This is a genomic window from Lysinibacillus sp. FSL K6-0057 (assembly GCF_038630885.1).
Lineage (GTDB): Bacteria > Bacillota > Bacilli > Bacillales_A > Planococcaceae > Lysinibacillus > Lysinibacillus fusiformis_F.
Genome location: NZ_CP152047.1, coordinates 1088689 through 1109956, shown reverse-complemented (window position 1 = coordinate 1109956; position 21268 = coordinate 1088689). Strand labels below are relative to the sequence as shown.

Below are 21268 nucleotides of genomic sequence, written 5' to 3'. Positions count from 1 at the left end.
CCATTCGTTAGAGATTCTATTAACGAACTTCTAGTGTTTCTTCATTTTTGCTATCTGTAGCAGCAGTTGCCACTTTTTTTAATTTCAATTGATAAAAGATCATACAGGCAATAAAGAAGCCAATCCCGTACAGTAAACCAATCCTTTGTGTTGGATCAAACGCTAAAAATGCTAAAATAAATACACAGAAGATTATACAAAATACTGGAATCAGTGGAAATAATGGTGTCTTAAATTTTAGATCAGCCACATTTCCTCCAGACTTGACATAGCGATAGCGGAACATTAATTGAGAAGCACAAATTCCCATCCATGAAATTGTGACAGATATTCCAGCTACCGACATTAGTAATACAAATACAGCATCAGCTTCCATTACACTTGTTAACAATGATAAGAGCGAGAATACCATTGTAAAAATAAGCGCATTTAATGGTACTTTATTTTTCGTTAATCGACCAAATAATTTGGGTGCCATCCCCTCTTGTGACATAGAAAATAATAAACGTGTTGATGCATATAAGCATGAATTACCAACTGATAAAATAGCCGTCAAAATAACAAAGTTCATGATGCCAGCTGCATAAGGCACACCAGCTAAATTCATTAACGTGACAAATGGACTCTCCATAAGACCAAGCTCTGATGCTGGGAATATTGCTGACAATACAATAATGGAAGCAATATAGAAAACGATGATTCTGAAAAGAATTGTACGAATCGCTCTTGGAATATTTTTTTCAGGGTTCTCGGTCTCCCCTGCTGCAATTCCAACCAGCTCTGATCCCTGATAAGAAAAAATAACATTCATCATTGTGACAAAAATAATCGTAATACCTGCTGGGAATAAGCCAGAAGGTGCTAAATTTGTGAGATGTGGAGTTGGACGATCTGCTAATGGAATTAAACCAAAGATTGCTGCACCACCAATAATGATAAATGCAATCACTGCAACAACTTTTATACTAGCAAACCAGAATTCCGCTTCAGCAAAGCCCTTCGTTGTTAAAGCATTTAAGACAAATAAAAGAACCATAAACACAGCACACCATATCCAAATTGGTACACTTGGAAACCAATGCTGCATTAAAATGCCTGCAGCCGTAAATTCAACACCAGCTGTGGCAGCAGAACCGACAAAATACATCCAACCTAATGAAAAACCAGCTGAAGGACTAATGAAACGTGTTGCGTATGTTTGGAAGGAGCCTGTAACAGGCATGTAAACAGCCAATTCTCCAAGACAGTTCATGACCATAAACAAAATTAAGCCACCAAACAAGTAGCCAATAAGCGCGCCTCCTGGGCCTGCCTGATTAATGGTATAGCCTACATTTAAAAATAAACCTGTTCCAATAACACCTCCAAGTGAAAGCATTAACAAGTGACGGCTTTTCATCGAACGTTTTAATTGATTAGTGTGAAGCTGATCCCCTTTATTCAACATCCATCCCTACTTCCCATATAATGTAAAAATATTAAATTTTCTGATATTTATAGAATGAAAGTACCCAATCAATTTTCTCTTTTAAATTGATTGGGTATTGTTAGAATTACTTAAAAACGTAATGATAAACAGCTTAAGCCACCATCATGTTTTCTGAATTCAGACATATCAAGTTCAATTGTTTGATAGCCTAGATCCAGTAGTTTACGATTTGTTTCTGGATAGCCAGCTGGAATAATAATATAATCATTTACTTGAATACAGTTAGCTGAATATTCATCTTCTTTAGGAATTATGATTTTATCGTAAGATTCAAATGCAGGGTGGTCGACAAACTCACCAGCTAGCACCATGCGATTTTCCCCAACATAGGCAATTCCTGTTTTTAGATGGAAGAACTCTTTTAATGGGATAATAGTTGCCTCATAACCCTCTTGCTCAACAATTTCTTTAAATTGCTGCGCTCCTTCTTCATTTGTGCGATCTGAAATCCCTACGTAAAACTTTTTCTCTGCCTGTAATACATCTCCACCATCAAGTGTTCCAGAACCTTTAATATAGTAAATTTTTTCATAGAATTGCTTTACAGCTGGTTCAATTTCTTCAATTTCACGGTTACGAGCTACTGCTCCAGGATTCGATATAATAGCAAACTCAGGTGTTAATACGGCTGTATCCTCTACAAATGTTGAATCTGGAAATGCTTCATTCGCTGGTAATTGAGTGACCTCAACACCACATTTTTTTAAAGCCTCTACATAGTTTTCATGCTGTTCAAACAATTTTTCTAAAATGGGCTTCCCTAAATCACTAGTTGTTAAACCGTTTACAAAACTATTTCCTGGATTTTTGACAATTACATTTTTGAACATATTCATCTTCTCCTTTATCCTCTTACTACTGGGCAAGTTAAACATGTTGGCCCACCAGTTCCTTTAACAGTAATTTCATCGCCTTTATATTCATACACAGTTGCTCCAGCATCAAGTAGCTGTTGCTTTGTTTCTTTGTTGCCTTGAGGAATCACACATACCCTTGGTGCAAGCGCTAACACATTACAGCCTAGCGCATCATATTCATCCTTCGGGACTTCTACTAGCTGGATGCCACGCTCAATTAGCAGCTGTCTGAAAAATACTGGCATTAGGCGCGAATGCACAACAGCTAAATCTCGGTCTACCATACTTATGAAAGACATTAAATGTAAACACTCAGCTTCACCTAGATCATGTGGTAGCTGTACAACTATAAATTCATCTACCATATCGGCTGTCATTTCCTTTAACTGACGAATGGCTTCATCGTTTGTACGATAACCTCTCCCCACTACGAGCGTTCGATCATCTAGCCAAACAATATCTCCACCGTCTGAAACCGCCTCACCTGTAAGTTCACCAATGACTGGAATACCTTTTTCCTGTAAAAAGTCCTTGTATACTGCCGCTTCTGGTTGTCTTAATTTTTTGCCAGACTTCAGTATAATGGCACCATTTGGTGTGAATTTAACTGGATCATGTGCGTAGAGCGAATCTAATCCTACTTCATCTGCTATTGGCAAATAATCAATAGTCTCAACATACTTTTCAAGAATCCCAATAAATTCAGCATATTCACTTAGAGCTTCTTCATAATTAGGCTCAGATAAGTAGTTAAATGTTTTCCATTCATCACTAAGATGTTTCTGACTTCGGAAAGCATCTTTTGGATCTTTTACTATAACGTGTTTCAAAGGTGCATACATTGATGAACAATAATGCATTCCTTTCACCTCATTTCCGTGTAGTGGAAAACGTTTCCGTTAAGAGGAAAGTTTATATGAAGAATATATTCGTTTTATGCTATACTGTCAATATATTTAGAAAACTTTTATTTTTCTTTTAATCTATATTGCATTCACTCTCGGAGAAAAAGTTATATTAGTATTTATGCAAATACACTTAAAGAACCCTTTTGTACTTGTCTTAAATAAAAATACAGCTTTTGTTTAGACTACTAATCCGTTCGAGGATATTGGAACTAGACGTAGATGGAGAATAAAAATAAAATAGGAAGAAGGGAGGTGGGACAAATGCAATTATTAGAACGGGCAATGACGATTGCGAAGGTTTTAGCTGCTGATGCAAACGACAGTAGCTTGTCCATTTCAGAGCTTTCTACTAAATGCGATTTACCGCTAAGTACTTTACATAGAATTTTAAAAGCCATGATTAAACAAGGGATGATTGAGCAAGATGAGCAGACCAAACATTATCGGCTTGGAACTATATGGATGGAGCTTGGCTTACAGGTGTATGATACGATGGATTATATTAGCAAAATCAGACCTGAGTTAGAACGATTAGCCAGAGAGGTTGAAGAAAGCGTTTATTTAAGTAAACCAGCTGGATTAGATACGATTATTATAGAACGGATAGACAGTGCAGCAAATCCGATTCGTATTTATGATCAGTTGGGGATTCGTATACCCATGCATATCGGTGCGGCCAATAAAGCCATACTTGCCTCCATGTCAAAGGCACAATCAAAGGAAATTTTAGAACAACTTGTAGATAAAGATGAAATGGCCGAATTAGAGGAGCAGCTTCAACAAATTCGACAACAAGGCTATGCAATAAGTCATGGAGAAAGAACTGCAGGTACATCCTCCATTGCTGTCTCTGTTTTAGATGGTTTTGGTGAAGTGATAGGCGCAGTCAGTATTGGTTTTGTGAGCTTTAATGTCTCTCAAGATCATATTAATACATTAATTAAGCGTTTAGTTGATACTGGTAGACGTGTATCGACGAAACTTGGTTATCGAGGAAAAGGATAGGAGAACGGCTACCGAAAAAGTTTCCCTACTTTTTCGTCACTGTTTTATGTCTGTAAAGGTTTTTTTCTTGAAAGGTTATGTGAAAACTGTTGCACTGAACGCCATCGTATGTTAAATTATTATGGTATGTGAAATACCGAACTGAAATAATAATCTTTCAGCATCAACAGTAAGGAGGGAATACAACATGCCAAAACAATGTGTAATCACTGGACGTAAAGCTCGTACTGGTAACAACCGTTCCCACGCTATGAACGCTAACAAACGTACTTGGGGTGCTAACCTTCAAAAAGTTCGTATCTTAGTTGACGGTAAACCAAAACGTGTATGGGTTTCTGCTCGTGCATTAAAATCAGGTAAAATCGAGCGCGTTTAATCGCTGCTTCTAAAAAATCGATTTCGCATTGAGCGCAATCGATTTTTTTCTTTGATTAGTATTCTATAAGAAAGTAAAAAAATCCGACTAACATTAGTCGGATTTTTTTACTTTCTTATCTTTTTTAAATAGGTTAATACACGTACGCGTGATACTACTCACGAATTTCGGCAATTGGAACGTATATACTTTCAGGACTCTCTCCCCCTTACGCTAATCTATGCTTCTTATCATTAAACATATGCCTTGTGAGAAAGATATAGACCCTGAAGTTCCTATTATTTCATTACTTGTAAATCGAGATGTTCCTAAAGAAATTTCCTCATTCGTTGTTTCATATTTTACTTGTCGTAATGTTACATCTTGAATAGGCTCCTCGTGAGCGAAAAAAGACAAGTATCGGTATCGATCATCTGCATAAATGGTATGTGTACCTGGTAGTAAAAATTGCAACATATTTGAGTGATTGATAATCTTTAGCTCAATTTGAGGACGCTCCTTTTGTAATCGATAAATGGAACGAACGGCTGCCTCATAATGATCTAAACGCCCACCCGTCACACCTGTCAAAACAATTTCTTGCGGTTCATACGTATAGGCTTTGAGCAAAGCTAAGTCCGTGTCTGTTTCATTTTTCTCTTCTTGAAAACGTTGTTGATCATTGGTTTGTGCCATCACTTGTCGATATTCTTCATCTGTTAAAGAATCAAAATCACCAACAATGGCATGAGGAGTAATTCCCTGCTCAATTAAATATAAAGCGCCACGATCTGCCCCGATAAACACAACATCCTGTTGTTGCTGAAATGACGAAAATGAACAAAGCTCATTTTTTGGACCACCTGCACAAACAACGACTGTCGTCATCCTTTAATCGCTGCCTCGCCAGCCAATAAAATCTCTTGAAGGGCAGCTGTTCGATCCTCTTTACTATAGATGGCTGATCCTGCTACAAAAATAGTCGCTCCAGCCTGTGCACATGGAACAATTGTTTCAGCAGTAATACCACCATCAATTTCAATGGCAATAGCTAAGCCTCTCTCTTTAATAATTGCTGATAATGCTTCTATTTTAGGCACAACAGAATGGATAAACTTTTGTCCACCGAACCCTGGATTTACAGTCATTAATAATACCATATCGATATCTTCTAAAACGTGTTGTATAGACTCTATCGGTGTATGTGGATTTAATACGACACCAGCTTTTACACCATAAGAACGGATTAATTGAATTGTTCGATGTAAATGACGGCATGCTTCTACATGTACTGTAATATAGTCTGCTCCAGCTTTTGCGAACTGTTCAATATATTGATCTGGATTTTCTATCATTAAATGCACATCTAATGGTAATTTTGTTAATGGACGGATAGCATCTAATACGATGGAGCCAAATGAAATATTCGGTACAAAGTGACCATCCATTACATCAATATGAATAAGTTGTGCACCTGCTTGTTCTACTTCTTTTACTTCTTCACCTAACTTTGCAAAATTCGCTGCTAAAATTGATGGTGCTATTTGTATCATCATTAATACCTCGGCTTTCGATCCATAATTTCTTGCATAAATTGTTCATAATGCTTGTAGCGGTAGTCCCGAATTTCTCCTGATTCTACTGCTGCCTTTACTGCACATTTGGGCTCTTTCAAGTGTAAGCATCCTCTGAATTTACAATTATCCGCTACTCTAGCCATTTCAGGAAAACATACACCTAATTCTTCTTTATCAATTTCGTCAAAATCAAAGGAACTAAATCCAGGCGTATCTGCCAATAAACCATCACAGACCTCTATCAATTCGACATGACGAGTGGTATGTTTTCCTCGTCCTAAGCTTTGGGATATAATATCAGTTTTTAAGTTCAACTCTGGAATGAGTGTATTGAGCAAGGTTGATTTCCCAACACCTGATTGGCCAGCTAAAACAGTGGTTTTTTCCTTTAAAATAGGACGTAATCGTTCAACTAATTCTTCTTCATCTTTATATGTTTGCAAAACTGTATAGCCCATGCTTTCATAATCTGCTATATAATTTTGTAATTCCGCACGTTCGTCATTTTCTAGCAGATCCATTTTTGTTAAACAAATAATAGGATGTACATGGAATGATTCTAACACAACTAAAAAGCGATCCAGTAAAATGGTATTGAAATTGGGCTCTTTTACAGAAAATACCAAAATACCTTGATCAATATTAGCAATTGGCGGACGCACCAATTCATTTTGACGCTCTAAAATCTTTTGTATAGTCCCATCAGAACCTTCTGTTTCCATTGTATACTCTACAATATCGCCGACAAGTGGAGATTCGCCACGATTACGAAATACCCCACGTCCTCGACATTGAATCAGTTGATGTCCATCAAATACATAATAATAACCGCTTAATGCTTTTCTTATTTGGCCTTGCGCCATCCAATTCCTCCTTAATCGACATCATTATAATTAACTTTGCCTTCTAAAATTATTTCTGAGTCACGGATTATTCTATAACTCGCATCTTTGCCATCTTCAATTGTAAGCTGAATGTTGTATGGCGTATCACTTAAAATTTCAAATACTTCAACAGGTTCAGACAATGTATGATTTTTATCTTGAATTTCAATTCGAATGTTTTGAGCTATTCCCTCTTCTGTAGGTTTATACTCAATTTCTACAGGTATGAGACGTAGTTTATCAGGTTGTTTCGCTGGTCCTTTACTTATTACAACCGATAGCATAGAACCTTCTTCTACCATAGTACCCGCTTTTGTCAATTGCGAAATTACACTGCCAGCTGGGATCGACTCATGATATTCTTCACGAGATATACGCCAATTAAGCCCCACTCTATTCACATAGTCATCCATATCAGCTTTCGTATAATTTACAACGTTTTCAACCCTTACCATCCTAACTCCTTGGCTTACTTTAAACGTGATGGTTTCCTCTTTTGCTACTACTTCTGTATCCGCTGGAATACTTTGCTCAATAATCCTGCCTTCTGGTTCACGCGAAGGAACATCCTCTTTTATTACATCTTTATACTTACCTTTCAATAAAGCTTCCACCTGACTATAATTCTGACCCACATAATTATCTACAGTCGTCATCTCTACACCTAAACTAACGATTAAGTCTACCTCTGAGCCTTTTTCACGTAATGAATTCTTTGCTGGGTCCGTTTCAATGACCTTTCCCTTTTCAATTTCCTCATGATTTCGCTCCTGATGCTCTTCACCAACAACAAATCCATCTGCTTCTAATTTTTTTGTCGCTTCCTCTATTGTTAAGTTTACTACATCCGGTATAGCCACTTTTTTCGGGCTAAATAAATCTTTTGCAAATATAAAGAATAAGAAAATGACAATCGCTGCAATAAATAGTCCTGCAACATACTTTGGCCAATTTTTCTTCTTTGCCTTAACGGGAACTGGTTTTTCTACAGGCTTTTTAGGCTGTGGTTGAGATGGAGCTTTAGCTTCCATAATTGGTTCAATCACTCTTGTTTTGGTTAAATCTTCGTCTTTTTTATGCATCTGCTCTTTAATGATGGGAATAGCCTTCGTCACATCATTATCCACAGGTATGACAAATTTGGGATTGTTGATTCTAGATGGTGATAGAACGGTTTCCAAATCTTCATACATTTCTTCCACTGTAGTATAACGATGGGATGCATCTTTGGCAGTAGCCTTTAGTACTACATTTTCCAAGCTCTGAGGAATCGTTGCATCAAAAGCACGGACAGAAGGCGTTTCTGCTTGTAAATGCTTAAGTGCAATTGAAACAGCCGATTCACCAGAAAATGGAAGTTCACCTGTTAATAATTCATACAACACAATACCGAGTGCATAAATATCCGATTTGTTTGTAGCCGTACCACCACGAGCTTGCTCTGGCGATAAATAATGCACCGTACCAAGCACAGAGTTTGTTTGAGTAAACGATGTAGCACTTAACGTCATGGCAATACCAAAATCCGTAATTTTCACATTGCCTTCTGCATCCATTAAAATATTTTGCGGTTTAATATCACGGTGGATAATATGGTTTTCATGGGCATTGGCAATGGCAGATGTTAATTGCTTCATAATATGCACACTTCTCGCAGGAGAAATCGGTGCAAATTCTTGTATGTACTGCTTTAATGTTTTTCCTTGAACATATTCCATCACAATATAATGTAGATCTCCATCGTCACCTACATCATAAACACTAACAATATTCGGATGTGTAAGACTTGTAGCAGACAGTGCCTCACGTTGAAAACGTCGATGTAATTCATCCTCATTGGAAAAATCATAGCGTAATATTTTAATGGCTACATCACGATTTAAGATCATATCGTGTGCTAAATAAACATTGGACATACCTCCGCCACCAATGAGTTCTATAATTTTATAACGGTCACTAATTCTTTTACCTACAAGCATTCTTACACCTCCTCATCCTTTTTTGTTAGTAGCACGAGGGAGATGTTGTCTTCTCCCCCGCTGGCATTTGCTAATTCTACAAGTTTACGTCCCTTCTCCCCAATGGAATCTGGATACGTAATAATAGATGCCATTTCATAAACAGTTAGTTTATTGCTTAATCCGTCTGAACAAATGAGTAAATACGATTCTGATGCTAAATCTACTTCATAAAAGTCTGGTTCAATTGTTTCCTCTGTTCCAACTGCCTTTAAGATGAAATTTTTCTTTGGATGTGTCAAAGCTTCTTCTTCGCTTATCTCACCATTTTCAACCAAGACGTTCACATATGAATGATCTCTTGTTATTTGTTGTGCACCATCTTCAAAGAAATAATACACACGACTATCTCCAACATGTGCAATGAAGCAATGTTGTTCTTCGATTAACACCGCAATAAACGTCGTGCCCATTCCTTTACAGTCTTCATGTGATAAAGAATAGTCATATATAGTTTTATTCAATTGCTTAACTGTTTGTAATAACCATTCTTTTTTTGATGTTGTGGATACAAAATGATGTGTGTCTGCCTGTAAAAAAAAGGATTCCATCTGTTTGATTGCCATATCACTTGCTACATCACCAGCATTATGACCACCCATGCCGTCTGCTACAAGTGCTAGTGCAAGCCCATCTGGACGTTTAAAGAATGCAGCACGGTCCTCATTAATGGATCGTTTTAAACCAATATCACTTTCGACTGTGTATTCCAATACTGGTCACCTCGTTTCTTCAGATCTCTCTTGTGCACGTAATTGACCACACGCAGCAGCGATATCTGAACCTTGCTCTCGGCGGATCGTTACGTTAATACCATTTTTCTTTAATGTTTTTTCAAAAGCAAAAATTTGACTACGAGACGTACGAACATAATCACGTTCTGGTACATAATTTACAGGGATTAAGTTGACATGACATTTAATTCCTTTAATTAATGCAGATAGCTCCTCAGCAATTTCTACTGAATCATTTTCGCCAGACATTAATCCATACTCAAAACTCACTCGTCGACCTGTTTTTTTAGTATAGTATCGCACAGCTTCCATTAATTCTTCCAATTTATAAGCACGAGCAATTGGCATGAGCTTTTGACGTGCTTCCTGATTTGGCGCATGCAGCGAAACAGCAAAGTTAATTTGTAATTGTTCATCTGCAAATTGATAAATCTTCGGAACAATACCAGATGTTGATACTGTAATATGACGTGCACCGATATTTAAACCTTTTTCATGGTTGATCACTTTTAAGAAGTTCATCATTGCATCATAATTATCGAAAGGTTCGCCAATACCCATAATGACAATATGTGATACTCGCTCACCCAATTCATCTAATGTTTGCTGCACTTTGACAACTTGCTCCACGATTTCTCCTGCCAATAAATGTCGCTTCAAACCACCTAAAGTAGAAGCACAAAACGTACAGCCAATTCGACAGCCAACTTGTGTAGTTACACAAACAGAATTTCCATACTCATGGCGCATTAATACAGTTTCTATTGAATAACCATCCTGTAATTGAAATAAAAATTTAATGGTACCATCTTTAGATTCTTGTTTAATAATGGTTGATAGTGTGGATAGTGCAAAATTTGCAGTTAGCTTTTCGCGTAATCCCTTTGAAAGGTTTGACATTTCTTCAAATGTCTTTACACGTTTATTATACAACCAGTCAAAAATTTGAGCAGCACGGAAAGGCTTTTCGCCATTTTCCTTTAACCATTCTTCTAATTGATGAGGCTGTAAAGAATAAATGGATTCTTTTAAATTTGGTTTTTCTTTTTTTTCACGTCGAACGGGCTTTTCTTCCGCTTCTTCAACTAAATCGTTAATACGTTCATTAAATTTCTCTTGATCCACCATTAGTTGGATTCTCCTTTTTTACGAAAGGCGGCGACAAAGAAACCGTCACTGCCAAAGTCTTGTGGAAAGACTTGAAGCATGCCATTAGCTTGCTTTTCCGCTAATTTTGTTGGTAAAGATTCTAGTTGTATAGCTTCCATTTCTGGATGTGCTGTTAAAAAGGCTTTCACTGTGCCTTCGTTTTCCTCTATGTCGACTGTACACGTACTATATACAAGCTTACCATCTATTTTCAATACTTTCGTAGCTGCATCGAGTAAAGCTAACTGGATTTTTTGAAGACTTTCTAAATCTTCTTCTCGCTTTGTATATTTAATATCTGGCTTACGTCGCATAACCCCTAATCCACTACACGGTGCATCGACTAAAATAGCATCAAAAGACGCTGCTTGTAAAAAGTCCGGTGCTTTCCGTCCATCGATTGGGGCTGTTTCAACAATATCAAGCCCTAGACGCTCTGTATTATGGTCGATTAAATCTAATTTATGTGGATGAAGGTCTGTTGCTAAAATGGAACCTTCATTTTTCATTATTTCGGCTATATGCGTTGTTTTTCCACCAGGTGCCGCGCACATATCCAAGACACGCATACCTGGAGATGGATTTAGCACGTTAGCAGGTATCATTGAACTTTCATCCTGAATAGTAATCATACCTTCTTTGAAGGCTTTTGTACGAGCTGGTTGACCGTTTGTAATGTGTAAGCACTCTGGTATAACATCGCTTTGCTTAGCAGTTAATCCTTCTGCCTCTAACTCGGCAATAGCTTGCTCAACAGTTGCTTTTGTTGTATTAACACGCACTGTCTGCACAGGTGGTCTATTATTTTCATGCAACATTTCAGTCGCTACTTCCAGACCGTAGTTATCAACAAATCGTTGTACTAGCCAAACTGGATGACTTGTTTCAATAGAAAGACGCTCAATTGAATCTACTATGTCATCTGTTGAAGAGACTCCACTGCGTAACACCGATCTTAATACGCCATTGACCGTCGAAGCAATCCCACGATGTCCTCGACGCTTGGCAATTTCTACTGCCTCGTTTACTGCAGCGTGTGGAGGGATACGTGTTAAATAATGGATTTGATACAACGATATTCTTAATAACCAGCGCACCCAATGATCGATTGAACCGCGAATAAACGGCTCTAAATAATAATCAAGCGTCATTTTATGCTGTAAAGTACCATACGTTATTTCAGTTAATAAAGCACGATCTTTTGCTTCAATTTTATGTCGTTTAATTGTTTCATTTAGCAGTAAGTTGCTATAGGCCTGATTTTTATCAACTGCTAATAGAATTGATAATGCGGCATCTCGTACATTGCCATCCCAAATCACTACACTTTTTTTACTCATTGAAATTGGTCCCCAATCTGTAATTTAGAACCTGTCCCACGTAAATATTCCTCTGCGGTCATGCGCTTTTTACCAGCTGGTTGCACATCATATAATGCTAAAGTTGTCCCATTGCCAGCTGCTACCACAAAATGATCTTTTTCGATTGCCACCACTGTACCAGGATTAGCCTCATGCTTACTTTTGCCAATAGTTGCCCACCAAATTTTAAAATGACCATCCTCAAAAGTCGTATAAGCAACAGGCCACGGATGAAGACCGCGCACTTGATTGTATAAAGTAGCAGCATCATTTGTCCAATCGATACGTTCCTGCTCCCTCGAAATATTACTTGCAAAGGTAACTTGAGCCTCATCTTGAACTGTACGGTTATTTGTACCATTTATAATAGAAGGAAGTGTTTCCTTAAGTAAGTCACACCCCACTACGCTTAGCTTATCAAAAAGTCCACCAGTATGATCATCTTCCTCAATAGGAATTGCTTTTTGAGAGATAATATCTCCCGCATCAAGCTTTTCTGCCATATACATGATTGTTACCCCTGTTTCTTTTTCACCATCCATGATGGCTTGGTGAATCGGAGCACCTCCACGATATTTTGGTAATAGTGAGGCATGGACATTAATACAGCCAAGAGCTGGTGCATCCAATAGCTCTTTTGGTAGTATTTGTCCAAATGCTGCTGTTATCACTAAATCGGGCTGTAAAGCAAGAATTTGCTGTAACTCCTCAGAGCCACGCAATTTTTCGGGTTGAATAATGGGTAAGCCAAGTTCCAAGGCTGTTGCCTTCACAGGCGGCGGTGTTAGTACTCGCTTACGCCCAACCGGACGATCTGGTTGGGTCACAACTGCTTTAATAGCATAACCTTCATCATGTAGCATACGCAAAATAGGTGCGGAGAAGTCAGGTGTCCCCATAAAAACGATAGATGTCATTTTATTCCTCCTCTTCTGCGTACATTTCTTCTAGTTCTTCTGCTGTGACAATACGCTTGATTTTTGAATCAAAAAGCACACCATCTAAATGATCCAGTTCATGTAAAATTGCACGGGCATCAAAGCCACCTGCCTCTAATTCATAAACACGTCCTTCACGATCACATGCTTCAATTTTGACATAACTAGGACGTTCCACTTCTCCATATAACCCTGGAAAGCTCAAGCATCCTTCAATATCTACTTCTGCTCCATCCGTTTCAACGACAGTTGGATTAATCATTTCTAAAATATCACGTTCTTCACCTAGTTCAACAATTGCTACCCGTAACCCTACATCTATTTGTGGTGCAGCAATACCTACGCCATCATACTCCACCATTGTGTCATATAAATCATCAAGTAATGTAATAATTTCTTCATTAATTTCTGTCACTTCAGCACACGGTGTTGATAGTACTTTTGCTGGGTTTTCGATTACTTTTTTTATGGCCATTATTATTTCCTCATTTCTGCTTTAAAGCTAGTGCACTAGCTGATTGTTTCTTTTACAATTTTTAAATGATCATGCTATTATTTCACGCTAACTATATAGTAGACGGATCTAAATCTACCGTCATTAATATTCCTTGTTTAATCCACTCTGCTCTATACATGGCAAGTAGGCGTTGTAACACGGAAATTAGATTTGGTTCAATTTTATATTTTATCAAACATTGATAACGATATCTATTTTGGAGACGAGCAATACTCGCAGTTGTTGGTCCTATAATGGCTACTTGATTCGATAAGTTTCCTCGCAACCAATCTGCCACTCGACCTGCATATTCAGCAGCCATCATAACATCTTCATGAGATACTTGAATAAGAGCTACAAAATAATAGGGTGGATAGTTGGAACGTCGTCGTAAAAACATCTCTCGCTCATAAAATGGTTCATAATCCTGCGTTTTAGCCAATTCAATTGCATAATGCTCAGGTGTATACGTCTGGATGATGACTTCCCCTGGTTTATCATGTCGCCCAGCCCTTCCACTTACCTGTGTTAATAGCTGAAATGTACGCTCTGCTGCCCGATAATCAGGTAAATGCAAGGATGTGTCGGCACTCAGTACACCGACTAGCGTAATATTAGGAAAATCAAGACCTTTTGCAATCATTTGAGTCCCAAGTAAAATATCTGCTTGACCCGCTCCAAATGTCTCCAATATCTCTTCATGTGCCCCTTTATGCTTTGTAGTATCTACATCCATACGTAACACTCTTGCCTCTGGGAACAACTTATACAGCTCTTCTTCCACTTTTTGTGTACCTGTACCAAAATAACGAATATGATCACTTTGACATTGCGGACATATTTGAGGAACATGTTCCTCGTAACCACAATAATGACATTTCAATTTTTCAGTTGTTCGATGATAGGTTAAGGAAATATCACAATTTGGACATTGGACGACTGTCCCACAATCTCGACAGAGTACAAATGATGAATAGCCACGACGATTTAAAAACAGCACCATTTGCTCATTTTTCTCAAGTCTTAAACGGATCGCTTCAATTAGTGATTGAGAAAACATCGAACGATTACCTTGTCTCAGCTCTTCACGCATATCTGCTATAAAAACAGTCGGCAAAGCCTGATGTAAAGCACGGTATTTTAATGAGAGTAGCGTATACACTCCCTTTTTGGCTCTTGCAAATGACTCTAACGCTGGTGTTGCACTGCCTAAAATAATAGGACATTTGTAAAACGCACTACGCCAAATGGCGACATCCCTTGCATGGTAACGTGGAGAATCTTCTTGTTTATATGTTGATTCGTGTTCTTCATCCAAAATAATAAGGCCAATATTTCTAAAGGGGGCAAAAATAGCGGAACGAGCACCAACCACTACTTTCACTTTGCCTTGTTGGATTCTGCGCCACTCATCATATTTCTCACCAACAGATAAACCACTATGCATAACAGCAACCATCTCCCCAAAGCGGCTGCGGAATCGCTCAGTCATTTGAGGTGTCAAAGAGATTTCAGGTACGAGCATAATAGCTTCTTTCCCATCATCTAGCACCTGTTGGATGGTCTGTAAATAAACCTCCGTCTTACCGCTCCCTGTTACACCGTGTAACAAAAAGGTTTGCGCTTGCTGTTGCTCCATAGCTGTAGAAATAGCTTGTAGCGCAACTTGCTGCTCATCTGTTAACGGTAAAGCATCTGTACGTGATACATCCTTTGTAAACGGATCACGAAACACTTCTTCTTGTATAAAATGAGCAGCTCCTTTGTCAATCACTGCCTCTAATACCGATAAGGAGACACCGGCTTCCTCACAAATTTGCTGAGGTGTTGATATTTCTCCTAGATGTTGACACATCCATTGCAGTAATAGACGTTGTTTAACTGCCCTAGATGACAGTTCCAAAGCCTGTTCAACAAGTTGCAGGTCTTTTGTAATTTGAACCATCCGAATTTCCTTGACATTCCCTTGTTGCTTTACAACATTTTCAATGGTAACAATATTGTCTGCAACCAATTCTTTTAATAAAGGAAGTAAACCAGCTCGTTCAAATTCTTTAAAATTAGCTTGTTGACGCTTACCGAATATAGCCTGTACCTCTAGTGGCAGTTGTTGACCCTGCTGTAGCTTAACCATTTTTTCATACTTGGCCCGAAGTGCAGATGGTAACATCACTTGCAAGGCATCTATTTCATAACAAATCGTATCGTTCTTCAACCACTTCGCCATTTGCAGCATCTCTTCTGTCAGGACTGGCTCCATATCTAAAATTTGAGTGATTGCTTTTAGTTTATTCAGCGGGACATCCGTTTCTTTTTTTAATCCAACGATAAAACCTAAGACATTTCTTGGACCAAATGGTACTTTAACACGACATCCTAATTCTATGACACTAATCCATTCTACAGGTACTTGATAGTCAAATGGACGGTCTACATGGTAAGTAGAGACATCTACAATGACCTCTGCTATCAAAAAGCTCATTGCTCCTCACCCTTTATAATATAAGCCCATAATGTCTGAGCAAAAAGTTGTGGGTTAATTGTAGCCAAAAATTGTCCGTTTAGCTGCGCTTTTTCACTAAAATCAATCCATCTCTCAGAAAATATGTTAAGCATTGGTGTGCCTTGCACTCTTTGTCCAAAAGTGATCGCTTTTATTCCTTCTACAGAAATGATCGGCGCTTCCTCGATCGTCGGCACATTTGCTGCATGGATCAATAATGCTTGGGGATATTGGATTTTATAGGCTTCAAGTTGTTGAATAACATCAAACAAATTGCTATTTTCTATTTCAATTACATGTGCGCCAAGCAACCTTGCCTCATGCGCTAAAGCTCGTCCTATAGATCCATTTGCCTGTGGGCAGATCATATGCAGCTCATCCAACGGTATATGCAGGGCACCTGCTGTCACTAATACGGTTTTACCTGTTAATGGTTTTGTTTTTCCTGAAAAAAAATCTTGAACAAGTGCAGTAATTTTTTCAGGCTCCTCTAGACGTCCCTTCCCGACATAGCCACATGCTAAAAACCCCTCTGAAGGCTCAATAAATTTGTAACCATCAGCTGATAGCCTATCCAAATTACGTTTTACTGCTGGATGATCGTACATGTGTACATTCATAGCTGGTGCAATCCATACAGGTGCTGTCGTAGCAAGCAAGGTTGTTGTAACCATATCATCTGCGATACCATTGGCCATTTTGCCAATCATATTTGCCGTAGCGGGCGCCACTAAAATTAAATCGGCCCAGTCTGCTAAGTCTATATGAGCAATCACACTTGAATCTTTTTCATCAAATGTGTCAAAATAAACATCATTTTTGGACATCACTTGAAAACTTAATGGATTCACAAACTGTCTAGCAGAGGCCGTCATGATGACTTTTACGTTGGCCCCTGCCTGTGAAAGCTTGCTAACGAGCGCAACAGCCTTATATACAGCAATTCCGCCTGAAACACATAGTAAAATATTTTTATTCATGCTAGGTGTCGTCCTTTCAAATGATAAGCTCCCAAAGAAGGATTCCCTGGGAGCTTTCGGCATTCTGTATAATCAAAATCTACTGCTAACTAGACTAGCATGCATGTAAAGCAAAGCACTTTACATGATGTTAGATTTCGTCCTCGTACACAGCTGACTCATCCTGTGATACTTTCGTAAGTACACCTGCCGCTACTTCTTCAAGTGCTTTCCCTACATATTTATAGGAAACATATTTGTGTAAGCGTTCTGTGTCTTGCTCTTCTTGCATTTGGCGAGCACGTTTAGAAGCAAGGCTCACTAATGAATATTTTGAATCGATTTCTTTTTTTAAGGCGTCTACTGATGGGTATAACATTGTTTTATTCTCCTCTCAACATTGACAAATATCTTTTTTCAACACGTTCTCTACGACAATGCTCGGCTTTTATAATCGCATTTATACGATCACAGGCATTCGTCACTTCATCATTCTCCACAACATAATCATACAAGCTCATCATTTCAAGTTCTTCACTTGCAGTAGCAATGCGTTTGGCAATGATATCTTCAGTTTCTGTCCCACGTCCAACTAAACGATCTTTTAATTCCGTTAAACTTGGAGGGGCTAAGAAAATAAATAAGGCATCTGGTGCTTTTTTACGAATTTGTGCCGCACCCTGCACTTCGATTTCTAAAAATACATCACGACCTGCATCTAGTGTTTCATTTACATAAGCTAGTGGTGTTCCATAATAGTTACCGACAAATTCAGCGTGCTCTAATAAGCCGCCTTGTTCAATTAACGCTTCAAATTCATCACGTGTCTTGAAAAAATAGTCTACACCATCTACTTCACCTTCGCGAGGATTTCGTGTTGTCATCGAGATGGAATACTCATAATTCGTATTCGGCTGAGAAAATAATTCTTTTCGCACTGTCCCTTTACCTACACCAGATGGGCCAGACAGAACAATTAATAATCCACGTTCTTTTATCATTTATTCTCTATATCTCCCTTAATTTATAACAGACACGTGCAAGTTATTCGATGTTTTGCACTTGCTCACGCATCTTTTCTAAAATTGTTTTCGCCTGAACAACAGCTACTGCTGCTTCTGTAGATTGATTTTTCGAACCAATCGTATTGATCTCGCGATGTATTTCCTGCATTAAAAAGTCTAATTTACGTCCAACAGAAATCGTTTCAAGTAATGTTTCCTCCAGTTGGTTGAAGTGACTATCTAATCTGTCTAATTCTTCGGAGATGTCTACTCGTTCTGCAAAAATCGCTACTTCCGCTAGTAAACGATCTTCTAGCAAAGTGCCATTTGCAATTTCAGTAATTCGCTCTATTAATCGTGTACGATATTTTTCAACAGCAAGAGAGGAACACAAACGAATCTGATTTACTTGCTCTATCAACTGTTCTTTATATTGTACAACAACTTCTTGCAATTCTTGCCCTTCACGCTCACGCATTTGTACGAGCTGTGCAATCGCTTGTGATATCGCTTGTTCAACAGCACTGAGCAAATCCTCTGGTGTAAGCTGTGGTTTTTGCTGTACAAGTGCTTGCTCTAACGATAAAAGCTCTTGCATCGTCCATTTTTCTTCAAGTGGTACTTTACTTGCTAACTGCTCTTTTGCCTTACGATACGCTTCAATTAATGACCAATTAATCTCAATAGATTGCTCTACGTTCTCTAAGTCCTTCACATATACCATCACATCAATTTTGCCGCGTGACAAAGCTTGAGAAATTAGTTTCTTTGCAAAAATTTCTGCTTCAAGCCATTCTTTCGGAAATTTTGCGTTAATTTCTAAAAATCGATGGTTGACCGAGCGCATTTCCACGGTTAATTGAAAGTCTCTAGTTGTTGTGACACCTCTGCCAAAACCAGTCATACTACGCACCAAGGTTCGTCACACCTTTCTTTGCATACTGGAATTATTATAACATAAGCTTTGTCGATTATGACGACTCTCCAAAAAAATTTGGATAAAGTAAAAGCTAATTCTACCACAACTGAAGCTATATTTTAATATTCACCTAAAAAATGCTATGATAAACATACAAAACGTGTATTAGCAGAAGCTTGAAAAGAGTGAATGCAAATGCAACAAGAAAAAAATAGGAAAGTACCAAGATGCTTGCTATCGTTGGAAAGAGGAATTCATATGGCATTTGATGGCTTATTTACTTATTCAATAACTGCCGACCTACAACAGCTGGTCACTGGTCGGATTACAAAAATACATCAACCCAATGCACAAGAAGTTATATTACATGTCCGTGCTAACGGAAAGAATCATAAATTACTGTTTTCTATCCACTCTTCTTATGCACGCGTTCACCTAACTGAGCATACGATTGAAAATCCAGCTGAGCCCCCAATGTTTTGTATGCTTTTGCGGAAACATATAGAGGGCGGTTTTATTGCTTCTATAAAACAGCGTGATTTTGATCGCATTATAATAGTAGAAATTGAAAGTAAAAATGAAATTGGTGATCCGATTGTAAGGGAAATACATGCTGAAATTATGGGTAGACATAGTAATCTACTGTTGATTGATCAAGAGCAGGGAAAAATTATTGACAGCTTAAAACATCTACCTCCTTCAGTCAATAGCTTCCGTACCGTGTTACCAGGTCAACCTTATATTGCGCCTCCTGTACAAAATAAGTGGAATCCTTTAACAGCGACAGATGAAGAGCTAACAACATTTTTCGCTGAAGCAAAAACCTTCAAAGAGGTAGTACAACAGTTAGCTGGTTTTTCACCTCTTCACGCGGAAGAATTATTGTATCGAATGAAGACAACATCAAATACGCTAGCATGCTTCAAGGATTTTATGACCTCCTTCGCGAACGGTGGGTTGAAGCCTATGTACGTACTCTTCAATCATAAAACGTACTTCTCCCCAATCGAGTTAACGCACTTGCATGGAGGAGATATAACAATTTATCCCAATGTCCATGAGCTTCTTGATCGTGTATTCTTTGCACGTGCAGAGCGAGATCGTGTGAAACAACAAGCTGGAGATTTAGAGCGTTGGCTACAAAATGAAATTGATAAACTAGCTTTAAAAACAAAAAAGCTAACCAAAGACTATGAGCGTGCATCTAAGCTCGATCAATTCCAGCTATACGGTGAGCTATTAATGGCGAATATTTATGTCTTTGAAAAAGGAGTCAAGGAAGTAACCGTTACAAATTACTATAGTGAAACTGGCGAAGAGCTAACGATTCCCGTAAGCGAACGTAAAACACCGATTGAAAATGCCCAAAGCTATTACACAAAATATACAAAAGCAAAGAATGCCTTGGTTATGGTTCAAGAGCAGCTAGAAAAAACGACAGAAGAAATTGCCTACTTCGAAATGCTAGCACAGCAAGTTCAACAGGCTTCTCCTGGTGATATTGAGGAAATTCGTGAAGAGCTAGCAGAGCAAGGTTACTTAAAACTACGTCATGCGAAGAAAAAGAAAAAGCAAGTGAAACCTGAACCAGAACGCTATGTTTCTTCCACAGGTGTTACAATTTCTGTTGGAAAAAACAATAAGCAAAATGACATGCTGACATTTAAACTAGCAAAACGGACTGATATTTGGTTACACACAAAGGATATCCCTGGATCTCATGTTGTCATTCATTCAAGTGAGCCAGATGAAACGACATTGCGAGAAGCTGCCACACTAGCCGCCTATTTTTCTAAGGCCAGAGAATCCTCTTCTGTGCCTGTGGATTATACCGAAATACGACAGGTCAAAAAGCCAAATGGAGCCAAACCTGGTTTCGTCATCTATTTTGAACAAAAGACACTGTATATTGACCCTGATGAGGCAGTCATTTTACAGTTAAAGAAACAGTCATAAAGGAAGAAATCGATACAAATTGTATCGGTTTCTTCTTTTTTATAGCGAGAACACGTAATCCGTACTATAAAACGATGAAAACAGCCTTATCTTGATTGATTTTTACAGACAATCTTCCTTATTATAATAACATTATAAAAACATATGAATAATCTG

At 38.2% G+C, this 21268-nt stretch carries 21 protein-coding genes; 3 read left to right on the top strand and 18 right to left on the bottom strand.

Features of this window, described 5'->3' with window-relative positions:
• Positions 1 to 19 precede the first annotated feature (19 nt).
• The 3 genes from MHB40_RS05155 to MHB40_RS05145 form a co-directional block, all read right to left on the bottom strand.
• Positions 20 to 1447, bottom strand: coding sequence for an amino acid permease (locus tag MHB40_RS05155; RefSeq protein ID WP_205441907.1), 1428 nt, complete (start codon positions 1445 to 1447; stop codon positions 20 to 22).
• A 110-nt stretch (positions 1448 to 1557) separates the two neighbouring features.
• On the bottom strand, positions 1558 to 2319 hold the full coding sequence (locus tag MHB40_RS05150) for an arginine deiminase family protein (protein ID WP_205441906.1): 762 nt from the start codon (positions 2317 to 2319) through the stop codon (positions 1558 to 1560).
• Between the two features lie 14 nt (positions 2320 to 2333).
• Complete coding sequence (locus MHB40_RS05145; RefSeq protein WP_205441905.1) at positions 2334 to 3206, bottom strand: arginine deiminase family protein; 873 nt, start codon at positions 3204 to 3206, stop codon at positions 2334 to 2336.
• A gap of 309 nt (positions 3207 to 3515) precedes the next feature.
• Between MHB40_RS05145 and MHB40_RS05140 the strand changes: the two genes are divergently transcribed.
• Complete coding sequence (locus tag MHB40_RS05140) at positions 3516 to 4259, top strand: IclR family transcriptional regulator (RefSeq protein ID WP_342442674.1); 744 nt, start codon at positions 3516 to 3518, stop codon at positions 4257 to 4259.
• Between the two features lie 187 nt (positions 4260 to 4446).
• Positions 4447 to 4635 carry a 50S ribosomal protein L28 gene (gene rpmB / locus MHB40_RS05135; protein ID WP_004227417.1) on the top strand — a complete coding sequence of 63 codons (189 nt, stop codon included), beginning with the start codon at positions 4447 to 4449 and terminating at the stop codon, positions 4633 to 4635.
• 93 nt (positions 4636 to 4728) lie between these two features.
• On the opposite strand, the gene spoVM is transcribed toward rpmB, so the two are convergent.
• From spoVM to MHB40_RS05060, 15 genes are all read right to left on the bottom strand, one after another.
• Positions 4729 to 4830: a stage V sporulation protein SpoVM gene (gene spoVM / locus MHB40_RS05130; RefSeq protein WP_099805045.1), complete on the bottom strand. Its 102-nt coding sequence runs from the start codon at positions 4828 to 4830 to the stop codon at positions 4729 to 4731.
• A gap of 18 nt (positions 4831 to 4848) precedes the next feature.
• Positions 4849 to 5502, bottom strand: a complete 654-nt coding sequence (locus MHB40_RS05125; RefSeq protein WP_342442673.1) for a thiamine diphosphokinase — start codon at positions 5500 to 5502, stop codon at positions 4849 to 4851.
• Complete coding sequence (gene rpe, locus MHB40_RS05120) at positions 5499 to 6167, bottom strand: ribulose-phosphate 3-epimerase (protein WP_342534749.1); 669 nt, start codon at positions 6165 to 6167, stop codon at positions 5499 to 5501. The genes MHB40_RS05125 and rpe overlap by 4 nt, the downstream gene beginning before the upstream one ends.
• Positions 6168 to 6169: 2 nt before the next feature.
• Positions 6170 to 7054, bottom strand: a complete 885-nt coding sequence (gene rsgA / locus MHB40_RS05115; protein ID WP_205441902.1) for a ribosome small subunit-dependent GTPase A — start codon at positions 7052 to 7054, stop codon at positions 6170 to 6172.
• A gap of 11 nt (positions 7055 to 7065) precedes the next feature.
• Positions 7066 to 9054, bottom strand: coding sequence for a Stk1 family PASTA domain-containing Ser/Thr kinase (pknB, locus tag MHB40_RS05110; RefSeq protein WP_205441901.1), 1989 nt, complete (start codon positions 9052 to 9054; stop codon positions 7066 to 7068).
• Between the two features lie 2 nt (positions 9055 to 9056).
• Complete coding sequence (locus MHB40_RS05105) at positions 9057 to 9806, bottom strand: Stp1/IreP family PP2C-type Ser/Thr phosphatase (protein WP_205441900.1); 750 nt, start codon at positions 9804 to 9806, stop codon at positions 9057 to 9059.
• 6 nt (positions 9807 to 9812) lie between these two features.
• On the bottom strand, positions 9813 to 10955 hold the full coding sequence (gene rlmN / locus MHB40_RS05100) for a 23S rRNA (adenine(2503)-C(2))-methyltransferase RlmN (protein WP_243456039.1): 1143 nt from the start codon (positions 10953 to 10955) through the stop codon (positions 9813 to 9815).
• Positions 10955 to 12316 (bottom strand): 16S rRNA (cytosine(967)-C(5))-methyltransferase RsmB, encoded by a 1362-nt coding sequence (rsmB, locus tag MHB40_RS05095; protein WP_342442672.1) that lies wholly within the window; start codon positions 12314 to 12316, stop codon positions 10955 to 10957. Before rsmB ends, rlmN begins: the two co-directional genes overlap by 1 nt.
• Positions 12313 to 13254 carry a methionyl-tRNA formyltransferase gene (gene fmt / locus MHB40_RS05090; protein WP_342442671.1) on the bottom strand — a complete coding sequence of 314 codons (942 nt, stop codon included), beginning with the start codon at positions 13252 to 13254 and terminating at the stop codon, positions 12313 to 12315. The genes rsmB and fmt overlap by 4 nt, the downstream gene beginning before the upstream one ends.
• A gap of 1 nt (position 13255) precedes the next feature.
• Positions 13256 to 13750, bottom strand: coding sequence for a peptide deformylase (gene def / locus MHB40_RS05085; RefSeq protein ID WP_342442670.1), 495 nt, complete (start codon positions 13748 to 13750; stop codon positions 13256 to 13258).
• A 91-nt stretch (positions 13751 to 13841) separates the two neighbouring features.
• A complete protein-coding gene (priA, locus tag MHB40_RS05080; protein WP_342442669.1) occupies positions 13842 to 16253 on the bottom strand; it encodes a primosomal protein N' in 2412 nt (803 codons plus the stop codon).
• Positions 16250 to 17254, bottom strand: coding sequence for a bifunctional phosphopantothenoylcysteine decarboxylase/phosphopantothenate--cysteine ligase CoaBC (coaBC, locus tag MHB40_RS05075; RefSeq protein ID WP_342442668.1), 1005 nt, complete (start codon positions 17252 to 17254; stop codon positions 16250 to 16252). The genes priA and coaBC overlap by 4 nt, the downstream gene beginning before the upstream one ends.
• A gap of 130 nt (positions 17255 to 17384) precedes the next feature.
• Positions 17385 to 17612, bottom strand: a complete 228-nt coding sequence (gene rpoZ, locus MHB40_RS05070; RefSeq protein WP_205441894.1) for a DNA-directed RNA polymerase subunit omega — start codon at positions 17610 to 17612, stop codon at positions 17385 to 17387.
• A 4-nt stretch (positions 17613 to 17616) separates the two neighbouring features.
• Complete coding sequence (gmk, locus tag MHB40_RS05065; protein WP_205441893.1) at positions 17617 to 18234, bottom strand: guanylate kinase; 618 nt, start codon at positions 18232 to 18234, stop codon at positions 17617 to 17619.
• 43 nt (positions 18235 to 18277) lie between these two features.
• Positions 18278 to 19153, bottom strand: coding sequence for a YicC/YloC family endoribonuclease (locus MHB40_RS05060; RefSeq protein WP_342442667.1), 876 nt, complete (start codon positions 19151 to 19153; stop codon positions 18278 to 18280).
• 261 nt (positions 19154 to 19414) lie between these two features.
• Between MHB40_RS05060 and MHB40_RS05055 the strand changes: the two genes are divergently transcribed.
• Positions 19415 to 21112 (top strand): NFACT RNA binding domain-containing protein, encoded by a 1698-nt coding sequence (locus tag MHB40_RS05055; protein ID WP_342442666.1) that lies wholly within the window; start codon positions 19415 to 19417, stop codon positions 21110 to 21112.
• Positions 21113 to 21268 lie beyond the last annotated feature (156 nt).

Coding starts and splice junctions, on each gene's coding strand:
- MHB40_RS05155 (WP_205441907.1), bottom strand. CDS start 1,447: ATGTTGAATAAAGGGGATCAGCTTCACACTAATCAATTAAAACGTTCG.
- MHB40_RS05150 (WP_205441906.1), bottom strand. CDS start 2,319: ATGTTCAAAAATGTAATTGTCAAAAATCCAGGAAATAGTTTTGTAAAC.
- MHB40_RS05145 (WP_205441905.1), bottom strand. CDS start 3,206: ATGCATTATTGTTCATCAATGTATGCACCTTTGAAACACGTTATAGTA.
- MHB40_RS05140 (WP_342442674.1), top strand. CDS start 3,516: ATGCAATTATTAGAACGGGCAATGACGATTGCGAAGGTTTTAGCTGCT.
- rpmB (WP_004227417.1), top strand. CDS start 4,447: ATGCCAAAACAATGTGTAATCACTGGACGTAAAGCTCGTACTGGTAAC.
- MHB40_RS05125 (WP_342442673.1), bottom strand. CDS start 5,502: ATGACGACAGTCGTTGTTTGTGCAGGTGGTCCAAAAAATGAGCTTTGT.
- rpe (WP_342534749.1), bottom strand. CDS start 6,167: ATGATACAAATAGCACCATCAATTTTAGCAGCGAATTTTGCAAAGTTA.
- rsgA (WP_205441902.1), bottom strand. CDS start 7,054: ATGGCGCAAGGCCAAATAAGAAAAGCATTAAGCGGTTATTATTATGTA.
- pknB (WP_205441901.1), bottom strand. CDS start 9,054: ATGCTTGTAGGTAAAAGAATTAGTGACCGTTATAAAATTATAGAACTC.
- rlmN (WP_243456039.1), bottom strand. CDS start 10,955: ATGGTGGATCAAGAGAAATTTAATGAACGTATTAACGATTTAGTTGAA.
- rsmB (WP_342442672.1), bottom strand. CDS start 12,316: ATGAGTAAAAAAAGTGTAGTGATTTGGGATGGCAATGTACGAGATGCC.
- fmt (WP_342442671.1), bottom strand. CDS start 13,254: ATGACATCTATCGTTTTTATGGGGACACCTGACTTCTCCGCACCTATT.
- def (WP_342442670.1), bottom strand. CDS start 13,750: ATGGCCATAAAAAAAGTAATCGAAAACCCAGCAAAAGTACTATCAACA.
- priA (WP_342442669.1), bottom strand. CDS start 16,253: ATGAGCTTTTTGATAGCAGAGGTCATTGTAGATGTCTCTACTTACCAT.
- coaBC (WP_342442668.1), bottom strand. CDS start 17,254: ATGAATAAAAATATTTTACTATGTGTTTCAGGCGGAATTGCTGTATAT.
- rpoZ (WP_205441894.1), bottom strand. CDS start 17,612: ATGTTATACCCATCAGTAGACGCCTTAAAAAAAGAAATCGATTCAAAA.
- gmk (WP_205441893.1), bottom strand. CDS start 18,234: ATGATAAAAGAACGTGGATTATTAATTGTTCTGTCTGGCCCATCTGGT.
- MHB40_RS05055 (WP_342442666.1), top strand. CDS start 19,415: ATGGCATTTGATGGCTTATTTACTTATTCAATAACTGCCGACCTACAA.